At 41.1% G+C, this 21,860-nt stretch carries 18 protein-coding genes; 5 read left to right on the forward strand and 13 right to left on the reverse strand.

Annotated elements, in window-relative coordinates; genetic code table 11:
• Nucleotides 1-59 precede the first annotated feature (59 nt).
• The gene (locus ACEXOE_RS12545) at nt 60-1,181 is read right to left on the reverse strand and encodes a DUF2911 domain-containing protein (RefSeq protein ID WP_394749152.1); all 1,122 of its coding nucleotides are present in this window, start codon (nt 1,179-1,181) and stop codon (nt 60-62) included.
• Between the two features lie 325 nt (nt 1,182-1,506).
• Between ACEXOE_RS12545 and leuC the strand changes: the two genes are divergently transcribed.
• The 4 genes from leuC to leuB all read left to right on the forward strand — a co-directional run bounded on the left by leuC (nt 1,507) and on the right by leuB (nt 6,238).
• Entirely contained in the window at nt 1,507-2,916 is a 1,410-nt protein-coding gene (gene leuC / locus ACEXOE_RS12550; protein ID WP_394749153.1) for a 3-isopropylmalate dehydratase large subunit, read from the forward strand.
• A gap of 22 nt (nt 2,917-2,938) precedes the next feature.
• On the forward strand, nt 2,939-3,535 hold the full coding sequence (gene leuD / locus ACEXOE_RS12555) for a 3-isopropylmalate dehydratase small subunit (RefSeq protein ID WP_394749154.1): 597 nt from the start codon (nt 2,939-2,941) through the stop codon (nt 3,533-3,535).
• 65 nt (nt 3,536-3,600) lie between these two features.
• Nucleotides 3,601-5,115: an alpha-isopropylmalate synthase regulatory domain-containing protein gene (locus tag ACEXOE_RS12560; protein WP_394749155.1), complete on the forward strand. Its 1,515-nt coding sequence runs from the start codon at nt 3,601-3,603 to the stop codon at nt 5,113-5,115.
• Between the two features lie 67 nt (nt 5,116-5,182).
• Nucleotides 5,183-6,238, forward strand: a complete 1,056-nt coding sequence (gene leuB, locus ACEXOE_RS12565; protein ID WP_394749156.1) for a 3-isopropylmalate dehydrogenase — start codon at nt 5,183-5,185, stop codon at nt 6,236-6,238.
• A 92-nt stretch (nt 6,239-6,330) separates the two neighbouring features.
• Here the strand turns inward: leuB and ACEXOE_RS12570 are convergent, their stop codons facing one another.
• Nucleotides 6,331-7,479, reverse strand: coding sequence for a glycoside hydrolase family 5 protein (locus ACEXOE_RS12570; protein WP_394749157.1), 1,149 nt, complete (start codon nt 7,477-7,479; stop codon nt 6,331-6,333).
• A gap of 200 nt (nt 7,480-7,679) precedes the next feature.
• Between ACEXOE_RS12570 and ACEXOE_RS12575 the strand changes: the two genes are divergently transcribed.
• Nucleotides 7,680-8,579: an MBL fold metallo-hydrolase gene (locus ACEXOE_RS12575; RefSeq protein WP_394749158.1), complete on the forward strand. Its 900-nt coding sequence runs from the start codon at nt 7,680-7,682 to the stop codon at nt 8,577-8,579.
• A 363-nt stretch (nt 8,580-8,942) separates the two neighbouring features.
• Here the strand turns inward: ACEXOE_RS12575 and ACEXOE_RS12580 are convergent, their stop codons facing one another.
• The 11 genes from ACEXOE_RS12580 to ACEXOE_RS12630 form a co-directional block, all read right to left on the reverse strand.
• Entirely contained in the window at nt 8,943-10,532 is a 1,590-nt protein-coding gene (locus ACEXOE_RS12580) for an NADP-dependent glyceraldehyde-3-phosphate dehydrogenase (protein WP_394749159.1), read from the reverse strand.
• A 16-nt stretch (nt 10,533-10,548) separates the two neighbouring features.
• Entirely contained in the window at nt 10,549-11,799 is a 1,251-nt protein-coding gene (gene ilvA, locus ACEXOE_RS12585) for a threonine ammonia-lyase IlvA (protein ID WP_394749160.1), read from the reverse strand.
• A 37-nt stretch (nt 11,800-11,836) separates the two neighbouring features.
• Nucleotides 11,837-13,312: a ketol-acid reductoisomerase gene (ilvC, locus tag ACEXOE_RS12590; protein WP_394749161.1), complete on the reverse strand. Its 1,476-nt coding sequence runs from the start codon at nt 13,310-13,312 to the stop codon at nt 11,837-11,839.
• Nucleotides 13,313-13,358: 46 nt separating this feature from the next.
• Complete coding sequence (ilvN, locus tag ACEXOE_RS12595) at nt 13,359-13,889, reverse strand: acetolactate synthase small subunit (RefSeq protein WP_394749162.1); 531 nt, start codon at nt 13,887-13,889, stop codon at nt 13,359-13,361.
• 41 nt (nt 13,890-13,930) lie between these two features.
• Nucleotides 13,931-14,515 (reverse strand): O-methyltransferase, encoded by a 585-nt coding sequence (locus ACEXOE_RS12600; protein WP_394749163.1) that lies wholly within the window; start codon nt 14,513-14,515, stop codon nt 13,931-13,933.
• A 14-nt stretch (nt 14,516-14,529) separates the two neighbouring features.
• Nucleotides 14,530-16,269 carry a biosynthetic-type acetolactate synthase large subunit gene (gene ilvB / locus ACEXOE_RS12605; protein ID WP_394749164.1) on the reverse strand — a complete coding sequence of 580 codons (1,740 nt, stop codon included), beginning with the start codon at nt 16,267-16,269 and terminating at the stop codon, nt 14,530-14,532.
• Nucleotides 16,270-16,287: 18 nt separating this feature from the next.
• Nucleotides 16,288-17,964, reverse strand: coding sequence for a dihydroxy-acid dehydratase (gene ilvD, locus ACEXOE_RS12610; RefSeq protein WP_394749165.1), 1,677 nt, complete (start codon nt 17,962-17,964; stop codon nt 16,288-16,290).
• A 377-nt stretch (nt 17,965-18,341) separates the two neighbouring features.
• Nucleotides 18,342-19,196: a 5-oxoprolinase subunit C family protein gene (locus tag ACEXOE_RS12615; protein WP_394749166.1), complete on the reverse strand. Its 855-nt coding sequence runs from the start codon at nt 19,194-19,196 to the stop codon at nt 18,342-18,344.
• Nucleotides 19,189-19,926 (reverse strand): 5-oxoprolinase subunit PxpB, encoded by a 738-nt coding sequence (gene pxpB, locus ACEXOE_RS12620; protein ID WP_394749167.1) that lies wholly within the window; start codon nt 19,924-19,926, stop codon nt 19,189-19,191. The genes ACEXOE_RS12615 and pxpB overlap by 8 nt, the downstream gene beginning before the upstream one ends.
• Nucleotides 19,923-20,660, reverse strand: a complete 738-nt coding sequence (pxpA, locus tag ACEXOE_RS12625) for a 5-oxoprolinase subunit PxpA (RefSeq protein WP_394749168.1) — start codon at nt 20,658-20,660, stop codon at nt 19,923-19,925. The genes pxpB and pxpA overlap by 4 nt, the downstream gene beginning before the upstream one ends.
• Nucleotides 20,661-21,854 (reverse strand): Nramp family divalent metal transporter, encoded by a 1,194-nt coding sequence (locus tag ACEXOE_RS12630; RefSeq protein ID WP_394749630.1) that lies wholly within the window; start codon nt 21,852-21,854, stop codon nt 20,661-20,663.
• Between the last annotated feature and the right edge of the window lie 6 nt (nt 21,855-21,860).

Genomic DNA, 21,860 nt, shown 5'->3' on the forward strand with positions numbered 1-21,860 from the left:
AAAAAACCTTGACAAAATATTGTCAAGGCTTTTCATATACTGATGAAGGTAGCTATCGCTTAGCTTGCAGGAGTATTGATATCCTCACCTTTCTTTAAACGTGCTAAATTGGCCTCTAACCTTGGCTTAAAGTTAGCCGGCGCTACTTTAATGGCCTTCGTAATGGATTTAATCGCGTTTTTATAGTCCTTTTTTGCGGAATAGGCTCTAGCCAATCCAAAATTACTTGGAAACGCCCCTTTACTATTTTTAACGTTGGCTTTCATTACTTTTAATGCTTTATCCGCATCACCAGCTGCAAGCAACTGTGCTCCTATTCCATATACTTCTCTAGAAGTTCCCATAGGAATTGCCTTTTCCATTAAAGCATCTGCTTCAGCTGTTTTTCCTTGTTGGGCTAAAATGCGTGATTTTAAGGACAGGTTTCCAAAAGTCTCCTTGCTAAAAAATTGCCCTTCAATAGAACTGTTTACCCATTCCAAAGCTTTATCCAATTTTCCTGCATTGAATGCGTAGTTGGCCGCTTGATCCCAAGTAGATTGCTGAAATCCTGTAGGGTTTCGCAAATCATTGCTAATGCCTTCCAAAACAATATTCTGAACATCCACTTCTATTTTAAATGGAATCTCTTTCTTTTCCCATACCAAGGAAGCAACAGTACTAGTCGCATCTGCGGTATTGAATTCATAGGTCAACATCTCTGTTGAAGTTTCCAAATCCTTTGATTTTACCTTAAAGCGCAATACATCTTCCTTTTCATCATAAAAGAAACTTCCCCAAGAAGTAGTGTTGCTGGAAAGAACCCCAGTAACATCCCCATTCTCTTCAGGAGCAAAAAATAAGGCATACTTTCCAGCCTTAACCTCATTTCCTTCAATTTTTACGTCATGCGTAAACTCTATAGTGGTGTTGTAATCTGCTCCAGACCTCCAAGGTGCAGATTTGGAAGTTCCAAAACCAGGATCATTGAATCCATACTGTACAATGCCTCCCCATACTTTTCTTCCTCGTACATAAGGTCTGTTGTAATGGATGGTAATATCGGTTATACCCACTCTCTGGGTGACTTCTGCTTCAGGACTTGTTGCCGGCAATGTTAACTGGGCAGATAGGGTTGATGTTAAAAATAAAAGAAATAAAAAAGCAAGACCTGTACCTGCTTTAAAGTCGATGTTCTTCATGACAAATTTAAGTTTTTAGTTATTGTGAAATCGTTAATGAACATGAGAGTCAAAAGTGTATAAAAAATGTCCTCATCTTCGCTATTTTGCAAAAGTAGCCATACCGCTACCCTTTAACAGTTACTGTTATGTTAAAGTCCATGGTTTACATGTTAAACTATTTTGGCCATATACAAGGTTTGGACATCGTAATCTTGGCATGGTTGGTACATCCAGTTTTGGGCTATTTTTTAGCTTTACGTCTTATTTTGGTCCCTCCGTTCATCAAATGCTCAAGAGGGTCCGTAATTAAGATAGAATCAATCTAATTCTTTAAGAATATAAAATGAAAAAGACACTATTTGATAAAGTTTGGGATTCTCATGTGGTACACCAGATTAAAGATGGTCCAGATGTTCTTTTCATCGATCGTCATATGGTACATGAAGTAACTAGTCCTGTCGCTTTTTTAGGATTAAAACAACGTAAAATTGGTGTAATGTACGCCGAGAGAACCTTTGCTACGGCAGATCACAATACGCCCACGATCAATCAGCATTTACCGGTTAAAGATCCTTTATCGGCCAATCAATTAAAAGCATTGGAAGAAAATGCCGCTGCCCATGGCATTTCCTATTGGGGATTGGGCCATGAAAAAAATGGAATTGTGCATGTCGTAGGTCCAGAATATGGAATTACACAACCTGGAGCCACAATTGTATGTGGCGATTCCCATACTTCCACACATGGCGCCTTTGGTGCCATTGCCTTTGGCATAGGTACTTCTGAGGTTGAAATGGTATTGGCAACACAATGCATCATGCAACCAAAGCCCAAGAAAATGCGCATCAATATCAATGGGAAGCTCAGCAAAGGGGTAACCCCCAAAGATGTGGCATTATTTATCATATCCCAACTATCTACCTCCGGAGCTACGGGCTATTTTGTAGAGTATGCCGGAGAGGTTTTCCGTAATATGACCATGGAAGGTAGGATGACCGTCTGTAATTTGAGCATAGAAATGGGAGCGCGTGGAGGAATGATCGCTCCGGACGAAAAAACCTTCGAATATATACAAGGAAGGGAATTTACGCCCAAAGGAGAAGCCTGGAATAAAGCGAAGGCCTATTGGGACACCCTGTATACCGATGAGGGTGCTGTGTTTGACAAAGAACTGACTTTTAACGGAAGTGCCATTGAACCTATGATTACCTATGGGACAAATCCAGGAATGGGTATGGGAATTTCAAATGCCATTCCTACGGCGGAAACATTGGAAGGTGGGGTGTCCAGTTATAAAAAATCCCTTCAATATATGGCCTTTAATGAAGGGGACGCGATGTTGGGCAAAAAAATAGATTTTGTATTCCTTGGGAGTTGTACCAATGGAAGAATTGAAGATTTTAGGGCTTTTGCTTCCATAGTAGAAGGCCGTAAAAAAGCAGATCATGTTACGGCTTGGTTGGTCCCTGGATCTCATCAGGTAGAAACCGCCATAAAAGAAGAAGGCATTTTGGACATTTTGACCCAAGCGGGTTTTGAATTGAGAGAACCCGGATGCTCGGCTTGTCTTGCCATGAATGAAGATAAGATTCCGGCTGGAAAATATGCAGTGAGTACTTCAAACCGGAATTTTGAAGGAAGGCAAGGCCCTGGTTCCCGTACGCTATTAGCTAGTCCTTTGGTTGCGGCTGCGGCCGCGGTTACGGGCAAAGTAACGGACCCCAGAACCCTTATGGAAATAGAAATGGCGTAGTACGCATTAAAAAGTAAATAAAATGGCATACGATAAATTCAATATATTAACAACAACAGCGGTACCGCTACCTATAGAGAATGTAGATACCGATCAGATCATCCCTGCACGTTTTTTAAAGGCAACAGAACGCAAAGGATTTGGCGATAACTTATTTCGGGACTGGCGTTTTGATCCTGAAGGAAACCCCAAAGAAGCATTCCCACTGAACAATCCGAAATACAGTGGAAAAATATTGGTGGGAGGAAAAAACTTTGGATCGGGTTCTTCCAGGGAACATGCCGCTTGGGCGGTATACGATTACGGATTCCGTTGTGTAGTATCTAGTTTTTTTGCAGATATTTTCAGAAACAATTGCCTCAATATTGGGGTATTGCCCGTACAAGTAAGTCCCAGCTTTTTAGATCAAATTTTCAGTGCAGTGGAGGAAGATCCAAAAACAGAGATAGAGGTCAGCCTTCCAGCACAAACCATTACCATACTTCGTACCGGAGCACAAGAATCTTTTGATATCAATGCCTATAAAAAGGGTAATATGAGTAATGGGTATGACGATATTGATTATCTGTTGAACATTAAGGAAGATATTCGGGCTTTTGCTCAAAATACCCCATTATAATCTAGGATGCCCTAACGTATTCTTATGTAAAATAAGCCCTTCCGAAGAACAATATTTGAGCCAAGATGGAAAAAAGGACCATTGAAATTATGGATACTACACTCCGAGATGGGGAACAGACCTCGGGCGTGTCTTTTTCAGTTTCCGAAAAGTTGACTTTAGCTAAGCTTTTATTGGAAGAATTGAAAGTGGACCGTATTGAAGTTGCCTCTGCAAGAGTGTCCGAAGGAGAACTAAAAGCGGTTCAACAAATAACCGAATGGGCAACGGCTCACGGATATATTGATCGTGTAGAAGTACTCACCTTTGTAGATGGAGGAACTTCTATTGATTGGATGTTAAATGCGGGAGCAAAAGTTCAGAATTTGCTTACCAAAGGTTCCTTGAATCATTTGACCTATCAATTGAAGAAAAGTCCCGAAGAACATTTTTCCCAGATAGCGGCTAGCATTCACGCTGCCGAAGAACAAGGTATTGCTACGAATGTGTATTTGGAGGACTGGAGCAATGGTATGCGCAATTCCGAAGACTATGTATTCCAGTATCTGGATTTTTTGACCCAACAACCCATTAAACGCGTATTACTCCCAGACACCCTAGGGGTGCTTACGCATACGGAAACCTATGCCTATATTTCCAAAATAGTAGCGCGCTATCCCCATATACATTTTGATTTTCATGGACATAATGACTACGACCTCAGTGTTGCCAATGTGATGGAAGCCCTAAAGGGAGGCTGTCATGGATTGCACCTTACGGTAAACGGTATGGGAGAGCGTGCCGGCAATGCTCCCTTGGCTAGTGTTGTAGCGGTTGTGAATGATTTTATGCCTCAATTAAAAATAGGGGTATGCGAACCCGCTTTACATCGCGTGAGCAAATTAGTATCGGCCTTCACCGGCTTTGGCATTCCTGCCAATAAACCTGTTGTAGGGGATAATGTATTTACACAAACTGCTGGTATACATGCCGATGGAGATAGTAAGAAGAATTTATACTTTAACGACTTGCTCCCAGAACGTTTTGGTAGAAAAAGAGTATATGCCCTTGGAAAAACCTCCGGAAAAGCCAATATTCAAAAGAATTTACAGGAATTGGGGCTTACCTTAAATGATGAAGAGCTCGGTAAGGTTACCCAACGGATCATTGCATTGGGGGATCGAAAAGAAAAAGTGACCAAAGAAGACCTTCCCTTTATTATCTCCGATGTTCTTGGTAGTGATCACGAAGAGAAAGTTCTTGTAAAATCCTATGTGCTAACACACTCCAAAGGGCTAAAGCCTTCGACCACCGTGGCTGTTGAAATCCATGGAGAAGCCTTTGAAGAAAACGCTCAGGGCGATGGACAATTCGATGCTTTCATGAATGCCATTCGCAAAGTATATCATAAAAAAAACATACAATTGCCCCATTTGATCGATTATGCCGTGCGAATACCTCCTGGAAGCGATTCGGACGCCTTATGCGAAACCATCATCACTTGGCAAAAGGAAAATAAGGATTTTGTGACCCGAGGTCTCGATGCGGATCAAACGGTATCGGCAATAAAAGCTACGGAGAAAATGCTGAACATCATTTAACGTAAAACTGCTATTGTACAGAAGGAGCAAAACAACAAACTATTAACTGAACATAGAATACAAGCATATGAAATTAAATATTGCCCTCTTGGCCGGAGATGGAATAGGTCCAGAAGTAATTGATCAGGCGGTAAAAGTGTCCAATGCCGTTGCCCATAAATTCAATCATGAGATTCAATGGAGCCCTGCGATTACCGGAGCGGCGGCCATTGATGCTGTGGGTGACCCTTATCCCGAAGAGACGCACCAAACCTGTGTGGAAGCGGATGCGGTGCTTTTTGGAGCCATAGGGCATCCAAGGTTTGATAATGACCCTTCCGCAAAAATAAGGCCAGAGCAAGGCCTCCTAAAAATGCGGCAGAAATTAGGGCTTTTTGCCAATGTTCGTCCTACCTTCACTTTCCCTTCCCTCATTGATAAATCTCCCTTAAAAAGGGAACGTATTGAAGGAACGGATCTGGTATTTCTGCGGGAACTGACCGGAGGCATCTATTTTGGAAAAAGAGGACGGGAAGATAATGGAAATACAGCCTATGACACCTGTACATACACCAAGAAAGAAGTTCAACGCATTGCAAAAAAAGGTTTTGAACTGGCCATGAAGCGTTCCAAAAAGTTATGTTGTGTGGATAAAGCCAATGTGTTGGAATCTTCCCGTTTATGGAGAGAGACCGTGCAAGCTATGGAAAAAGAGTATCCGGAAGTAGTGGTTTCCTATGAGTTCGTTGATGCCGTTGCCATGCGTTTGGTACAATGGCCAAACGAATATGACGTATTGATCACAGAAAATCTTTTTGGAGATATTCTAACCGATGAGGCTTCGGTAATATCCGGGTCTATGGGCTTGATGCCCTCTGCTTCCGTTGGCACGCATAATGCCCTGTATGAACCCATACATGGGTCATACCCACAGGCTGCTGGAAAAAATATAGCCAATCCATTGGCTACGGTATTATCGGCTGCAATGCTCTTTGAAGATCAGGGACTTTCGGAAGAGGCCGAGGCGATCAGAAATGTAGTTCATAAATCCCTTGCCGAAGGCATGGTTACCGAAGATTTGGCCAATGGCAGTAAAGCCTACGGCACTAAAGAGGTCGGCGATTGGTTGGCCGCACATATTTAACCCCAATTTTTAATACTCAATAAAGCTGCAAAAATCGAGCATTTTTGCAGCTTTTTTTATTGGATCAATTCTTTTAAAAAATCTATAGCAATTTAATTTTTGGCATTGATTACGGCATCGGCAATATCCGGGCTTATCCAAGTTAGTGTCCTTCTATTAAAAATTCTGAAGTTTCCTCCATCATCCCACCAAATAGGCAGCATGCCACGGGATACGGCACCATTGGCATAATAGGTGGCATGTTCCAACCGATCGTTCACTGAGGTTACGCTGCCAAATTCTCCCATAATCACCGGGATACCATTCGCAATGAATTTATCCCGTACCCTATCCAACTCCGCATCCAAAGCCTGCCGATCTGCATCGGTCCCCCAATCCCGGTCTTCTCCTAAAAGAGCATATTGAAAGGGAAAATAGGTATGGACAGATACAATAGTTCTTTGGTCGTTATTGGGAATGACCAAATCATTCATGGCATTGGGATGGGTACTTGCAGCATAGGTAGGAATCATAATATGACGCTTTTCATTGTTTCCTCCTGTGGCACGGATAGCATCCAATGCTGTTTTAAGGTATTGGTTCAGCACTACTCTTTCCTCTGCCGTACCTCCATTCCATTCCTGGGGTGTTCCTTCATGTCGGGGTTCGTTCAGAACTTCAAAAAGCAAAAAATCACTATAATTCCTAAAACGATTGGCTATTTGAGTCCAAACTTTTCCCAATCTGTCTCGTACGGTACTTGCATTTTCTGGAGTTGGTACCGTCCATTCATTATCGTGATGTATATTCAAAATTACGTACATGTCATTGTCCAAGCCATAATTTACAATCTCTTCCACATGATCCATCCATGTGGTTTCTATAGTATATTCAGGAGGGTTCCCCGTATGAGATCCCCAGGTTACTGGAACACGCAGCGTACCAAAGCCTCTTTCCCGGACTTTATCGATCATTTCCCTGGAAGTAATAGGGTTTCCCCAAGCAGTTTCATCATCACCTGGTACATCAAGGGAATTTCCCAAATTCCAGCCTGTGGGCATCTCTGCAACCAATTGCATTGAGGTTAAATCCCTGAAAACACCTGGTTCTCCAGTAGGTTCTGGCATAGGTTCTGGTTGTGGGTCTTCCATTTCTTCAGATCGTTCTACACGAGTTACGGTGACCTGATCTCCGCCAGAGCATCCTATGAAAAAGAGTTGAAGTGATATGATAGTAAAAAATGATAAAAAAATATTGCGCATGGTATTTCGTGTTTAAATGAGACCACTAAATTATAGTGCCCTTAAAAAAAATCATATAACACATGATGCGGTGACTAGTATATTTGATGTATGTACCCTAAAATGGGGCTAAGAAAGCTGCTTCTTCGGGGGAAAGTACTTCATACATTAAATATCTTTTTCTTACTATTGCAAAAAATAGCGCTAAAATCTAGATCACTATGAAACGTATTTTTCTTCTATTATCCCTTGCTACGGGCATTATCGCTACTGTAAATGCTCAGAATTTTGATAATGTTCAAATGAAACACACCAAGATAAAAGACAGTATTTACCTCATGCAAGGTGCAGGGGGCAATATTGGGCTATTAATTGGTCCTGAAGGGGTCTTTATGATCGATGATCAGTATCGGGAATTGGGCGAAAAGATCGAAAAGGCCGTAGCGAAAATCACAAACAGGCCCATTAAATATGTCTTTAATACCCATTGGCATTTTGATCATGCCGGGAGCAATGAAGCTTTTGGAAAAAAAGCACAGATTATTGCCCATGAAAATGTACGCAAACGCCTGCAAGAAGATCACACCATTACTCCTTTTGGTTGGGATGTTAAAGCGATGAAGGCCTCCGGTTGGCCCGTCATAACTTTTGATGAAGGTTTTAAAATGTACCTAAACAATGAAGAAATCCAGATGATTCACGGTCCGGCGGCCCATACGGACGGTGATGCCTTTGTATATTTTAAAAAGGCCAATATTATCCATGCCGGAGATACTTTTGTACGTTATGGCTTTCCATTTATAGATGCCTATTCTGGCGGATCTATTGACGGAATGATCGATGTATTGGGGAAAATCATTGCAATGGCCGACGAAAATACCATAATCATCCCGGGTCATGGAGCTTTGGCTAAAGAAGCCGATGTAGCAGAGGTACGGGATATGTTAATCGCCACCCGAAAAATCATCGTAGATGCCAAAAAAGCCGGACGTAGTAAAGAAGAATTAATGAAATCTGATATTCTTGCAGACTATGAGAAGCGTTGGAGTGGAAACTTTATCAATACCGAACGTTTTATACAATTGGTATACGAAGGTTTTGATAATCATATGAACGAATAATTTCATCCCCAGATATAAGGCAATCTGTTTATTTCTTGATAAAAAATAAACAGATTGCTAACATTTTACCCTCAAACCATCTTCCTTTTCAAGGATTTTGGCACAAAGTGCATTTCTTTGTTAATGCCTTGTTTTATGGGATTTCTACTTCTCTAAAGGTTTATTTTTTCCGTTTTAAGTGCTGTTTTTCCTTTTGAATCCATTTTATTGGCATGAAGCTTGTATCTCTTTTTTCTTTGTATAAAAATTACAATACAATGAAAAAAGTCATTTACTTTATCCTGCCCTTGGCCTCCTTTATTATGTCGGCCATTATTCTTGTGACCCTATTAGCTATTCGTACGGGAAAACTATAAGTACTACTTATAAAATATAATCTGTACTTAGAAAATTACTCACTTTAGCTTCCAATAATTGTTCTACAGTTTCATTGTTCAGATGGTTATCCTTAAAGGCTAAAAAAGTTCGTATGGAAAAAGAACGCAACGCATCATGGACGCTTAAGGTAGATTGTGCAGAATCTTTTCGCCCTGTAAAAGGGTAAACATCAGGACCACGTTGACAAGAACTATTTAAATTTACGCGACAAACCAAATTGGCCAAGGTATCGATCAAAGGTGCCAAAGCATATACATCTTTTCCAAATAGACTCACCTGTTGTCCGTAATTGGACGCCGCCATATCATCCAAAGGCTCTTCAATATCCTTAAATGAAACTATAGGTATCACCGGTCCAAATTGCTCTTCTTGATAAACACGCATATCTTTAGTAATGGGATGCAATACCGCAGGCCATATAAAATTGTTGGTTTGCTGCCCTCCCTTTGTATTTATTATTTTTGCGCCTTTGGCAGTAGCGTCGTCTATTAGCTCTTGTATATAGGCAGGCTTTCCAGGTTCCGGTAAAGGCGTCAATTTTACACCTTCGTCCCAAGGGTTCCCAAAACGCAAAGCATCCACACGAGCGGCAAAACGTGTATTGAATTCTTCTAGGATATCCTCGTGAACATAAACTACTTTTAAGGCAGTACAACGTTGACCATTAAAAGACAAAGTCCCTGCAATACATTCGTCAATGGTGAGGTCCAAATCGGCATCCGGCAAAACGATGGCCGGGTTTTTGGCTTCCAAACCTAAAACCAAACGCAAGCGATTGCTCTTTGGATGCTGATTTTGTAGCGCATTGGCCGATTTACTATTTCCTATTAAAGCTAAGACATCTACTTTTCCGGTTTGCATAATGGGAGCAGCAACGGCCCTTCCCCTACCAAAAATAATATTGACCACACCTTTGGGAAAACTACTTTGAAAGGCTTCCAGAAGTGGTGCAATAAGCAATACTCCATGCTTCGCCGGTTTAAATATGGTAGTATTCCCCATAATAATTGCAGGAATCAATAACGCAAATGTTTCATTTAAGGGATAATTGTAAGGACCTAAACATAGGACCACACCGAGAGGTCCTCTACGTACATGGGCATAGACGCCCCCATGCTTCTCAAATTTGGCAGAATTGCGATCCAGTTGTTTATAATCTTCAATGGTATCATAAATATACTCTACAGTACGATCAAATTCCTTTTCTGAATCCGGCAAGGATTTTCCGATTTCCCACATGAGCAATTTAACGACTTCATCCCTTTTGGTTTCCATCTTCTTGACGAAAGATTCCATACACTCCACACGATCTTTCACCTTCAATGTAGGCCATACCCCTTGGCCTTTATCATAGGCATTCAGGGCGGCGTCCAAAGCCTCCAATGCCTCTGTTTCTCCCATTGTAGGTATAGACCCCAAAGCAGTTGGCGCATATTCCATGGTGGATGATATTGAAGAATGTACAGCGCTTGTCTCGCCATTCCATGTTCTTAATTCTCCATTGATCAAGTAGTTCCTTTGATCGATTGTTTCCGTAATCTGAAAGGCTTCCGGTATTTTTAGTTCGTTCTTCATAATAGGTGTTGTGTTCTTATACCAAATATTGAAATAATTCTGGTTTGTTATTTAGGTAGTCCCCATAAAAATTATTGGCTTTCATCCGATGTATCAGGGCTTCTAGATTCTTTGGTGTCTTTAGCTCTATCCCAACTACGGCAGAGGCATTTTCCCGGCTCGACTTTTTTGAATATTCAAAATGGGTAATATCATCTGTAGGTCCCAATATGTTGACCACAAATTCTTTTAAGGCACCGGGCCTTTGTGGAAATCGCACAATAAAATAATGTTTCAAATTTCCATATAATAGCGCTCTTTCTTTTATCTCTGCGGTTCTGGCAATATCGTTATTGCTCCCGCTTACGATGCATGCCACACGTTTCCCCTTTATAACATGGGAAAAATAATCCAATACCGCAATAGATAACGCCCCTGCTGGTTCTACTACAATAGCATCTTTATTGTAAAGGTCCAATATGGTCTGACAAACTTTTCCCTCTGCAACGGTGACCATATCATCTAAATGTTGGGCGCAAATAGGAAAGGTATGATCTCCTACACGTTTTACAGCTGCGCCATCGATAAACTTATCGATTTTTGCTAGGGTTACGTTCTTTTTTTGGGCTATGGAGGTTTTCATAGAGGGAGCACCAAGGGGCTCTACCCCTATTATTTTGGTTTGAGGAGATAGGGTTTTAAAAGTTGCGATGAGACCCGATGCCAGACCGCCTCCGCCAATAGCCACAAAAACATAATCCAAAGGACTTTCGGTTTGCGAAATGAGCTCTATTCCAACTGTGGCCTGTCCTTCTATGATCTTAGGGTCATCAAACGGATGAATAAAGGTCATATCATTTTTCTTACAGTAAGCATCGGCCGCAGCAAAAGAATCGTCAAAAGTGTCTCCTTCCAATACTACGTCTACCCATGAGCCTCCAAACATCGTCGTTTGTTCTACTTTCTGTTTTGGAGTTACCATAGGCATGAAAATACTGGCCTTTATTCCCAAATGGCTACAAGCAAATGCAACTCCCTGAGCATGATTTCCGGCACTCGCACAAACTACACCACGCTCCATTTCCGCTTTGGAAAGGGAACTTATTTTGTTGTAAGCCCCCCTGATCTTATACGATCGTACCCGATGTAGATCTTCTCTTTTTAAAAAAATAGCTGCTTCATAGTGTTTTGATAATCGTATGTTATGTGCCAAAGGCGTCACATCCGTTATTTGCTGAATAGTGGATGCGGCCTTATGTATGTCCTCAATAGCTGGAAAATAAGTCATATTATGTCTTCTCTTCTAAGAAGATGTATTATTTCTCCTATACAATGGGTTTCATTGCGGTCATGGATGCACGCAATCTCGCCCCGACAATTTCTACAGGATGCTCTCTAAGCGCTTTATTTACAGCTATTAAACGTGCATTATCTACACCATTACTTTTTTCTGAGCCATACGGTTTTCCAATCACATCTGTTTGAATGCCTTCCATAAATGCTCCCAATAGGGGTTTACAGGCATGATCAAAAAGATAGCAACCATATTCGGCAGTATCCGAGATGACCCTGTTCATCTCAAACAACTTCTTTCTGGCGATGGTATTTGCGATCAAAGGAGTTTCATGTAGGGATTCATAATAGGCCGACTCAGCAATGATTCCTGATGCTGTCATCGCTTCAAAAGCCAGTTCTACCCCTGCGCGGACCATGGCTACCATGAGCACCCCATTATCATAAAATTCCTGTTCTTCTATCTCATCAGTACCAGCCGGTGTTTTTTCAAAAGCTGTTTCTCCAGTAGCGGCACGCCATGTCAACAGGTTTTTATCGTCATTGGCCCAATCTTCCATCATCGTTTTTGAAAAATGTCCGCTCATTATATCGTCCATATGTTTTTGGAACAAGGGCCGCATAATATTCTTTAAATCCTCAGAGAGATCAAAGGCCTTGATCTTGGCAGGATTGGACAAACGATCCATCATATTGGTAATTCCTCCATATTTCAACCCCTCGGTAATGGTTTCCCACCCATACTGGATCAATTTTGAGGCATAGCCAGCATCTATCCCCTGCTCCAACATCTTATCAAAACAAAGAATGGATCCCGTTTGCAATAGTCCACATAAAATGGTCTGTTCTCCCATTAAATCAGATTTTACCTCGGCCACAAAAGAAGATTGCAATACTCCGGCTTTGTGCCCTCCAGTGGCTACAGCATATGCTTTGGCATGCATGAGTCCTTTCCCTTGGGGATCATTGTCTGGATGAACGGCAATCAGGGTAGGTACACCAAAACCTCTTTTATATTCCTCCCGTACCTCGGAACCTGGACATTTTGGGGCTACCATAATTACGGTAAGGTCTTTTCTAATCTTCATCCCTTCCTCTACAATATTAAAGCCATGGGAATACGACAACGTAGCTCCTTGTTTCATCAAGGGCATGACTGCATTGATAACTTGGGTATGCTGTTTATCCGGGGTTAGATTAATCACCATATCCGCTTGCGGAATCAATTCCTCATAAGTTCCTACCTTAAAGTTATTTTCGGTGGCATTTTTAAAAGATTGCCGCTGTTCTTTTATGGCAGCTTCTCTAAGGGTATACGAAATGTCCAAGCCCGAATCCCTCATATTTAGGCCTTGATTCAGGCCTTGGGCGCCACAGCCCACGATTACAATTTTGGCACCTTTTAAAGCGGTTACACCATCGGAAAACTCGCTTAATTCCATAAAACGGCACTGTCCCAATTGGGTTAATTGATCACGTAATGATAGTGTATTAAAGTAATTTGACATGGGTAATTCTAGTTTTTATCCTTTTTATACTTGAAGGATGGTTGTATTATTCGTTTAATTGAAATTCATTCAATAATGCAGATATCTGCATTTTGGATTTGGATACCGCTATTCTACCGGAACGTACAAATTGCATTATTCCATAAGGTTGCAATTCATGATACATCTCATCGATTTCCTCTTTCCTTCCTGTTTTTGCCAGCACAAAGAATTCGCGGGTTACCGTGACAATCTGCGCATGACTTTGTTTGATGATATTTTGTATTTGTCGCTCATCAAAAAGCAGGTCTGATGCTATTTTGAATATGGCCGATTCCTGATAGATCGTCTCTTCATCTGTATGATAAAAGGCTTTGATCACTTCGATTTGTTTTTCGATCTGTCCAACAATTTTTCGTGTCCAGTCTTCTGTAGTACAGACTACTATGGTAAATTTAGAGACATGATCTATTTCTGATTTTGACACATTTAAGCTCTCTATATTGATATGTCTTTTCAAGAAAATGCCCGAAATTCTATTGAGCAATCCTACATTGTTTTCCGAATAAACGGAAATGGTAAACCACTTTTTTTCCATGATTTCATTGGTATAATGCTCTCCATACTATGAGAGGGTCTTCATTTATTTTTTACTGCGATGATAAGACCAGTGGCCCATTTCATCTTTGTCATTGTCATATCGTCACGTTGTTCCAAAACTTGAATCAAATTGTTTGCTTTTCGCTGGTGTCCTTCTGGCCAATTTGCTTGAGGTTCCATATCGTCAACTACATAGAAACCCCCTATTTTCAACAGTTTTAAGGTTTCTTCCAGGCCTTCATATTTTCCTGGCCAAGTATCCGCAAAAATAAGATCGAAAGGCTCTCCAGCATAGGTTGAAATCCATTCGAATCCATCTTTACAGACAATATTGACACGTTCGTCACCCCCAAAAACTCTAGAAACCAAGTGGCTTAATTGCCGATCATTATCCACACTGACCAGGCTTGCTCCTTGATCTAAACCGTCAATCATCCAGCTGAGGCTTAAACCTGTTCCCGTACCGAGTTCAAGTACATGGGCATTGGGTTTAGATGCAATCAATGTCCGCAACAAACTGCCCACTCGAACCTCCGATGGCATTGTAAAACCCACTTTTTCCGATAAAGCAAGAACAGAAGAATATCCATTTGGCATTCCTCCTTGATTTTGATCGTTCACCATCTGACTTACATGATTTACTTTAGTCTGATATCGGAAACCGAAGCTCCTGAAGGAATCATTGGAAATACGTTATCTTCTTTTTCCACGCATACTTCCAAAAAGTAAGCTTCATTGGATGCCATCATTTCGGCAACAGCGCTACGCAAGTTTTTTCGTTCTTTTACGCGCTTTGCTTTAATGTGATAGCCTTCCGCAATTTTGACAAAATCAGGATTGGTCATTACTGTAGAAGCATAACGGCTTTCAAAAAATAGTTCTTGCCATTGACGTACCATTCCCAAATGGTCATTATTCAACACGACAATTTTAACTGCTGTTTTATTTTGGAAAATAGTGCCTAATTCCTGAATGGTCATTTGATAGCCTCCATCGCCAATAATTGCGACGACTTCACGATCCGCTGCTCCCATTTTGGCTCCAATTGCCGCTGGTAGGGCAAAACCCATTGTTCCCAGGCCTCCAGAAGTAATATTACTTTTACTCTGCTTAAATTTTGCATAACGGCAAGCAATCATTTGATGCTGCCCTACGTCCGAAACGATTACGGCCTTATGTCCCGAAGCTTTGTTGATTTCTTCTATGACCTCCCCCATCGTAAGTCCTTCCTTAGTGGGCGCAATATCCTTCTGAATAACCGCATCGAATTCTACCTCATATTTTTCTTTGAATTGATTATGCCAAGCCTCATGGCTATTCGCATTAAGCATCGGTAAAAGTAGTTCTAGGGTTTCTTTGGCATTTCCTAGAACGCCAACATCTACTTTTACATTTTTGTTGATTTCGGCCGGATCGATATCAAAATGAATAATTTTTGCCTGTTTGGCATAGGTATCCAGGTTGCCGGTAACACGATCATCAAAACGCATTCCTATGGCGATGAGCAGGTCACATTCGTTGGTCAATATATTGGGTCCATAATTCCCGTGCATTCCCACCATGCCCACATTAAGTGGATGATCGGTGTCCATTGCAGAAAGTCCAAGAATGGTCCAGGCAGCGGGGATTCCTGTTTTCTCCACCATCATTTTCAATTCCTCTTCTGCTTTACCCAAAATAACGCCTTGTCCAAATACAATGAACGGTTTTTTTGCCGCATTGATCAAAGCTGCAGCCGCTGTTATTTGGGCCACATCTGGAGTAGGCACTGCAGTATAGCTTCGAACACCGACACAAGCTTGATAGGAGAATTCAAAACTCTCGAATTGTGCATTCTTGGTAATATCGATCAATACAGGTCCAGGGCGTCCCGATTTCGCAATATAAAAGGCCTTTGCCATAACCTCCGGAATCTCAGAGGCTTTTGTAATTTGATAATTCCATTTGGTTACTGGGGTAGAAATACCAATAATATCGGTTTCCTGGAAGGCATCCGATCCCAATAATGCCCTAGGAACTTGTCCTGTAATACATACCATTGGCGTAGAATCTATTTGGGCATCTGCCAATCCTGTCACCAAATTGGTAGCTCCAGGCCCAGAAGTAGCCATAGCCACACCTACCTTGCCACTGACCCTTGCGTATCCCTGTGCGGCATGGGTAGCTCCCTGTTCATGACGGGTAAGAATATGTGTTAATTGATCCTGAAATTTATATAACTCGTCATAAATGGGCATAATAGCACCTCCAGGGTATCCGTAAACCAAGTCTACTCCTTCTGCCAATAAACAATGAATTATGGCTTCGGCACCATTAATCGTTGTGCTCGCCATTGTTGTACTGTTGCCCTTTGCTTTTTTTATTGTTTCCATACTCATTCTTTTTAAGACATCCTCTTAAAATTCATCGGTTACACATCCTTTAGAGGCCGATGAAACCGTCTTTGCATATTTGTATAAACTTCCCCTTTTTACTTTTAGTTCGGGTTTCTTCCAATGCTTTCGGCGTTCTGCCAGTTCTTCATCCGATAAAGCCACGGTGATGTTATTTTCTTCAGCATCAATAGTAATCATATCCCCATCTTCCAATAAGGCGATTGTTCCTCCATCCTGAGCCTCTGGCGCTACATGCCCTACTACGAACCCGTGTGTGCCGCCAGAAAAACGACCATCTGTAATCAATGCTACCTCTTTTCCCAGACCTGCACCCATAATTGCAGCAGTCGGCTTTAACATTTCGGGCATTCCCGGTCCCCCTTTAGGGCCTTCATACCGAATCACAACAACATCTCCCTTATGCACCAGGCCTTTTCCAATACCCTCATTGGCTAAAAATTCATCATCAAATACTTTCGCTGGTCCCGTAAAGTGTACTCCTTCCTTTCCTGTGATTTTTGCCACCGCACCTTCTTCGGCCAAGTTTCCATATAAAATCCGGATATGTCCTGTGGCTTTGATAGGGGCATCTAAGGGCTTTATGATTTCTTGGCCCGATGTTAAACTGGGAACATCGGCCAAATTTTCGGCCATGGTCTTTCCTGTTATGGTCAAACAATCTCCATGCAACATTCCATTTTCGAGCATGAACTTTAATACGGCCGGGGTCCCTCCCACCCTGTGAACATCTTCCATTAAATATTTTCCACTAGGTTTTAGATCGGCTAGAAAAGGGGTGGAATCACTGATTTTCTGAAAATCATCCAAGGTAAAATCTATTGCAGCAGCCTTGGCAATTGCCAAAAAGTGTAATACCGCATTTGTAGATCCTCCCATTACCGTAATCAATCGGATGGCGTTCTCAAAAGATTTTTTCGTAATAATGTCACTGGGCTTTATATCCTGCTCCAGTAGATGTCTTAAGGCCTTTCCTGAATTGAAGCAATCCTGTTTTTTTTCATTGCCAATTGCCGGGTTGGAAGAGTTATAAGGCATGGCCATTCCCAAGGCTTCAATGGCAGAGGCCATCGTATTGGCCGTATACATTCCGCCACAAGCGCCCGCACCTGGGCAAGCGTTTTGAATAACGCTTTTATAATCTTCCTCATTAATACTTCCTGCTACTTTTTCCCCCCAAGCCTCAAAAGCGGAAACTACATCTAATTTTTTATCCTTGAAGCAACCCGAGGCAATGGTTCCTCCATATACAAGAACAGAAGGTCTATCCAATCGGATCATAGCCATAAGGGCTCCTGGCATATTTTTATCACAACCAACTACAGTCACCAACCCATCGTAATTCATAGCCTGTACCACGGTTTCCATAGAATCTGCAATGATATCCCTGGAAGGCAATGAATAGCGCATACCATAGGTTCCCATTGAAATTCCGTCACTTACCCCAATAGTATTAAACACTAAACCTACTAGGTTTTCTTCTTGTATTCCTCGTTTTACTTCTTGGGCCAAATCATTCAAATGCATATTACAAGGATTTCCCTCATAACCTGTACTCCCGATACCAATAAGCGGCTTTTTTAAATCTTCTTCGCTTAACCCAATGGCATGGAGCATGGCTTGTGCCGCAGGTTGTGTTGGGTCTTGTGTAACGTTTTTACTGTATTTATTTAATTTCATTAAATGATTTTCTTAATTTCTTTAATTCTGTTACATAAAATTGGTCAATCAAAGATATATCTTTCACATACCCTAAATTTTTAACATTCAGGACAAGTCTAAATTCAATAATCACAATATCTATTTAATATATTGATTATCAGTATTTTAAATTGCAAAACTATATCATATCCAATTGTATCAACTAAATTCAATATTTCATTATTCTCAATTTAGGCCATAAAAAAAGCCTGTATCATTATCTTCTGATACAGGCTTTTAAAATCAATATAAGTCCATATCATTCCTGTTGAGGAATAATAATGACCACAATATTGGTATTGCTTTTGATTTTCATAGGTACAATACTAGCTAAAAATTAAATACCTTCAAAAAAATTATGTGATTTCTCCATTAACATCACTAAACTTAATGCTATCCCCTGCTCTTTTTTGCGCCAAAATGGCAATAGCACGGGCAGACAATTGCAAAATACGCGGATAACCTCCCGTGGTCTGCCCATCCTTCATGAGGGCAATCAATTTGCCTTTGGGGGTAAGTTGTATTGTTCCCGGCAATGTTGCAGAAGTAAGAATGGCATGTTTATGTGGCGTTATGGTTTCTTCTATTTGATACGCCATACGGTTATTTTCTTTGGCAACGGAAAAATCCCTGCTAAACAATTCTTCCAATTGCTGTTCTGACAAAAGTCCGTATTCCGGACCTTTGCTCACCTCCAAAACTTGTTCTTCAAGGAAATTCAAATCTTCTGGAAGTTGCAATTTCGGTTTATGAAAAATACAGCGATCATAGCGCAAACTTTCCTGTCCTTTAAGACATCTATTCGGCGTAATGGGGTTATAAAATGACCTACTGCCCAATATAACGGTAGTTTGAAATCCGCCCTTAACGGCCAAATACCCTCTAAACCCTTTAAGCAGTTTGCCATAAGACAGAATATCACCTTTTTCGATTTTATAACATTCATAATTCCGTATGGGGCGATTATTCAGTGTTGCCGATAATTCAGCCCCTCCCAGGCAGATGTAAGTATCTTCTTTGAACTCAAGGATAGGCCCTGTCATGGTAATTTCCAAAACTGCAGCATCCATTGTATTCCCCAAAATGGCATTAATGGCCTTTGCAGATATCTCATCCATGGCCCCGGAAATGGGTACTCCATTATTTCGATAATGAAACCTTCCCGTATCCTGAACCGTGGTAAAAAAACCTGATTTTAGTAGTTTAAGCATCCAGTTCTTGTTTTTCTAATTTAAAAACACCCACTTCATTTTCAATCTTATAAAGGTCATATTCCGCTTTGGAAATTGCATAGAACTGAATTTTATCTCCCATTCCAACAAAACAAGGAGGGTCATTTTCTACATTAAAAATGGTCACGGGACAGTTCCCTATGATATTCCACCCTCCTGGGGATTCTTGGGGATAAATTCCTGTTTGCCGGCTAGCAAGGCCAACCGCACCTTGTGGAACTTTTAATCTAGGGGTTTCTTTTCTCGAGATTTCCAAAGCTTTGGGCAAGCCTCCCAAATACATGAATCCTGGTAAAAAACCAATACCGTAGACCGTGTACTGCTGAGCGGTATGTAGTGCTATAATTTTATCTATGGTATGTCCTAAATGCCCGGCAACCTCTTCCAAATCCATTCCAAAATCCGTATCATAACAAACCGGCAATCTCCAGAGGTATCTTTGGGCCAATGACACATTTTTAATCTCTGCATACCATTTAAAAACGTTACGCTCCAAGCTTTTAAAATCAATAGGCTCCTTAAGCGCTACAAGGGTGATGGAATTATAGGATGGAATACATTCCCAAAGCGCCATATCCAAGCAGTTCTTTTTTAAATGATGTTCAAATTGGAGGATATCATTAAGTATTGCCTCGTTCACTTCATTGGGCCATTCTATTAAAATAGCTTGCTTCCCAAAGGGTTTTATAGAAACCGAAAATGTATTCATTTACTGATAGCGATATTATGTAAGGATAATCTTTCCGTAAGATACATTAATATTTCCAAAGCAGTTGGTGTATCTCCATGGATACAGAACGTATCTGCTAAGATTTCAATTTTTTCTCCTGTCAGTACGGTTACTTTGGAGGTATTGGCCATGTTTACGAGATGCCATAATACTTCTTCTGGATCATGAACCATCGCATGGGGCTGTTTTCTGGAAACCAAACTCAAATCTGCATTGTAATTCCGATCGCCAAAAGCTTCCCACTTAATCTTAAAGCCCTGTTCAATAGTCAAATCTGCAATAATGGAGTTAAAGGGAACGTACAAATAGGTATTTTGTTTATAAGGATGAATGGCTTCTAAAAAATGTTGGGCCCTAACCCTATCTTTGGCCACATCATTATATAAGGCCCCATGAGGTTTTATATGATGGAGCAAGCCACCTTGATTCTCCAAAGCCTCCATGAAATCTAACATCTGCGATCTAAGACTCTTGAGCAATGCATCTTTTGTTATAGGCATAGAAACTCTGCCAAAGTTTTCCTTATCAGGATACGAAGGATGCGCCCCGATTTTTACGCGCTGCTCTTTAGCCAATTGTATGACCTCTTCCATGCTATTGCGATCTCCTGCATGACCTCCACAGGCGATGTTACAGGAGGATATAAGAGGTAATAACTGTGTTTCGTTCCCTATTCCCTCTCCTACATCGCAATTGATATCAATATATTTCATTTAAACCAGTCCAATTACTTTTAAAATACTTTTAATGCCCAGGATAAAGGACAATACAATGATTACGATTCCCATAATATTCTGTGTGAGGGTATTTTTATAAGCCCCCATTACCGATACCCTATTTACTACCCAGAAAAGAAAAATGGCAATTAAAGGTAAAAGAATACCATTGGCAATTTGCGCAAACTGTATGATGGTAATGGGCTTAATATCGAAAGAAAGAAAAAATACGCCCAATCCAAGTATGATCATCCATACTATTTTAAATTTTATATCCTTTAAGCCGGCATTCCAGCCAAAACAACTATTGACCACATACGCTGCCGCAAGGGGAGCAGTGATTGCAGAAGTGATTCCCGCAGCAAATAGGCCTATTCCCATAAAGTAAGTGGCACTATTGCCATATAAAGGTTCCAAACCCTTGGCCAAATCCAACACACCAGATACACCTTCAGCGGGAATCGTGGAAGCCGCAATAATAATGGTCATAGAAACGAGCCCTCCTAAGCCTATGGCCACAAAAGTATCTCGTTTAGCTGTTTTAAGGTCCTTCTCCCCTTTCCATTTTTCACTGACCAAAGAGGCATGTAAGAATAGATTGTATGGAACGACCGTAGTTCCCACCAAGGCAATAATGGTAAGTAAACTCTCTTTGGGCATAGAGGGAATCAATAAGCCTTTGGCAACTTCCAAAAGGTTGGGTTGGGTGATAACTGCGGTCAGCACAAAGGAAAGGCTCATAATTAGAACCAAGGATACCAATACTTTTTCCAAAGCTTTATAATTGCCCAAGTACAGTAGACCAAAGGCAATTGCACCAATAATCAATGGATAAAAGGAAGTGTATTCCGCACCAAATAAGGCTTCCATTCCCAAACTTGCACCTCCAATATTACCAGCCTCATAGGCTGCATTGCCTATTACAATGGCTCCCAGAATAATTCCTATAACAATATAACGTACCCAAGATGTTTGTATTTCGGCCTTAATAACATCCGCCAATCCTCTTTGTGTGATAATACCAAGACGGGCAGACATTTCTTGTAATACTATGGTAGCAATAACGGAAAGTAACATGGCCCATAATAATGCATACCCAAAGGTAACACCTGCAAGGGTACATGCCGTAACGGTACCCGGACCTATAAAAGCGGCAGCGACCAAGACGCCCGGCCCTATTTTTTTAAACATGATATT

Source organism: Spongiimicrobium salis (genome assembly GCF_043678055.1).
Classification (GTDB): domain Bacteria; phylum Bacteroidota; class Bacteroidia; order Flavobacteriales; family Flavobacteriaceae; genus Spongiimicrobium; species Spongiimicrobium salis.

Bases quoted from the DNA above. Each gene is read 5' to 3' on its own strand.
- pxpA (WP_394749168.1), bottom strand. From the start codon at position 20,660: ATGAAATATATTGATATCAATTGCGATGTAGGAGAGGGAATAGGGAAC.
- ilvN (WP_394749162.1), bottom strand. From the start codon at position 13,889: ATGGAAAAAAAGTGGTTTACCATTTCCGTTTATTCGGAAAACAATGTA.
- leuD (WP_394749154.1), top strand. From the start codon at position 2,939: ATGGCATACGATAAATTCAATATATTAACAACAACAGCGGTACCGCTA.
- ACEXOE_RS12600 (WP_394749163.1), bottom strand. From the start codon at position 14,515: ATGGTGAACGATCAAAATCAAGGAGGAATGCCAAATGGATATTCTTCT.
- leuC (WP_394749153.1), top strand. From the start codon at position 1,507: ATGAAAAAGACACTATTTGATAAAGTTTGGGATTCTCATGTGGTACAC.
- ilvD (WP_394749165.1), bottom strand. From the start codon at position 17,964: ATGAAATTAAATAAATACAGTAAAAACGTTACACAAGACCCAACACAA.
- ACEXOE_RS12630 (WP_394749630.1), bottom strand. From the start codon at position 21,854: ATGTTTAAAAAAATAGGGCCGGGCGTCTTGGTCGCTGCCGCTTTTATA.
- ACEXOE_RS12580 (WP_394749159.1), bottom strand. From the start codon at position 10,532: ATGAAGAACGAACTAAAAATACCGGAAGCCTTTCAGATTACGGAAACA.
- pxpB (WP_394749167.1), bottom strand. From the start codon at position 19,926: ATGAATACATTTTCGGTTTCTATAAAACCCTTTGGGAAGCAAGCTATT.
- ACEXOE_RS12570 (WP_394749157.1), bottom strand. From the start codon at position 7,479: ATGCGCAATATTTTTTTATCATTTTTTACTATCATATCACTTCAACTC.
- ACEXOE_RS12545 (WP_394749152.1), bottom strand. From the start codon at position 1,181: ATGAAGAACATCGACTTTAAAGCAGGTACAGGTCTTGCTTTTTTATTT.
- leuB (WP_394749156.1), top strand. From the start codon at position 5,183: ATGAAATTAAATATTGCCCTCTTGGCCGGAGATGGAATAGGTCCAGAA.
- ACEXOE_RS12560 (WP_394749155.1), top strand. From the start codon at position 3,601: ATGGAAAAAAGGACCATTGAAATTATGGATACTACACTCCGAGATGGG.
- ilvA (WP_394749160.1), bottom strand. From the start codon at position 11,799: ATGACTTATTTTCCAGCTATTGAGGACATACATAAGGCCGCATCCACT.
- ACEXOE_RS12575 (WP_394749158.1), top strand. From the start codon at position 7,680: ATGAAACGTATTTTTCTTCTATTATCCCTTGCTACGGGCATTATCGCT.
- ilvB (WP_394749164.1), bottom strand. From the start codon at position 16,269: ATGAGTATGGAAACAATAAAAAAAGCAAAGGGCAACAGTACAACAATG.
- ilvC (WP_394749161.1), bottom strand. From the start codon at position 13,312: ATGTCAAATTACTTTAATACACTATCATTACGTGATCAATTAACCCAA.
- ACEXOE_RS12615 (WP_394749166.1), bottom strand. From the start codon at position 19,196: ATGCTTAAACTACTAAAATCAGGTTTTTTTACCACGGTTCAGGATACG.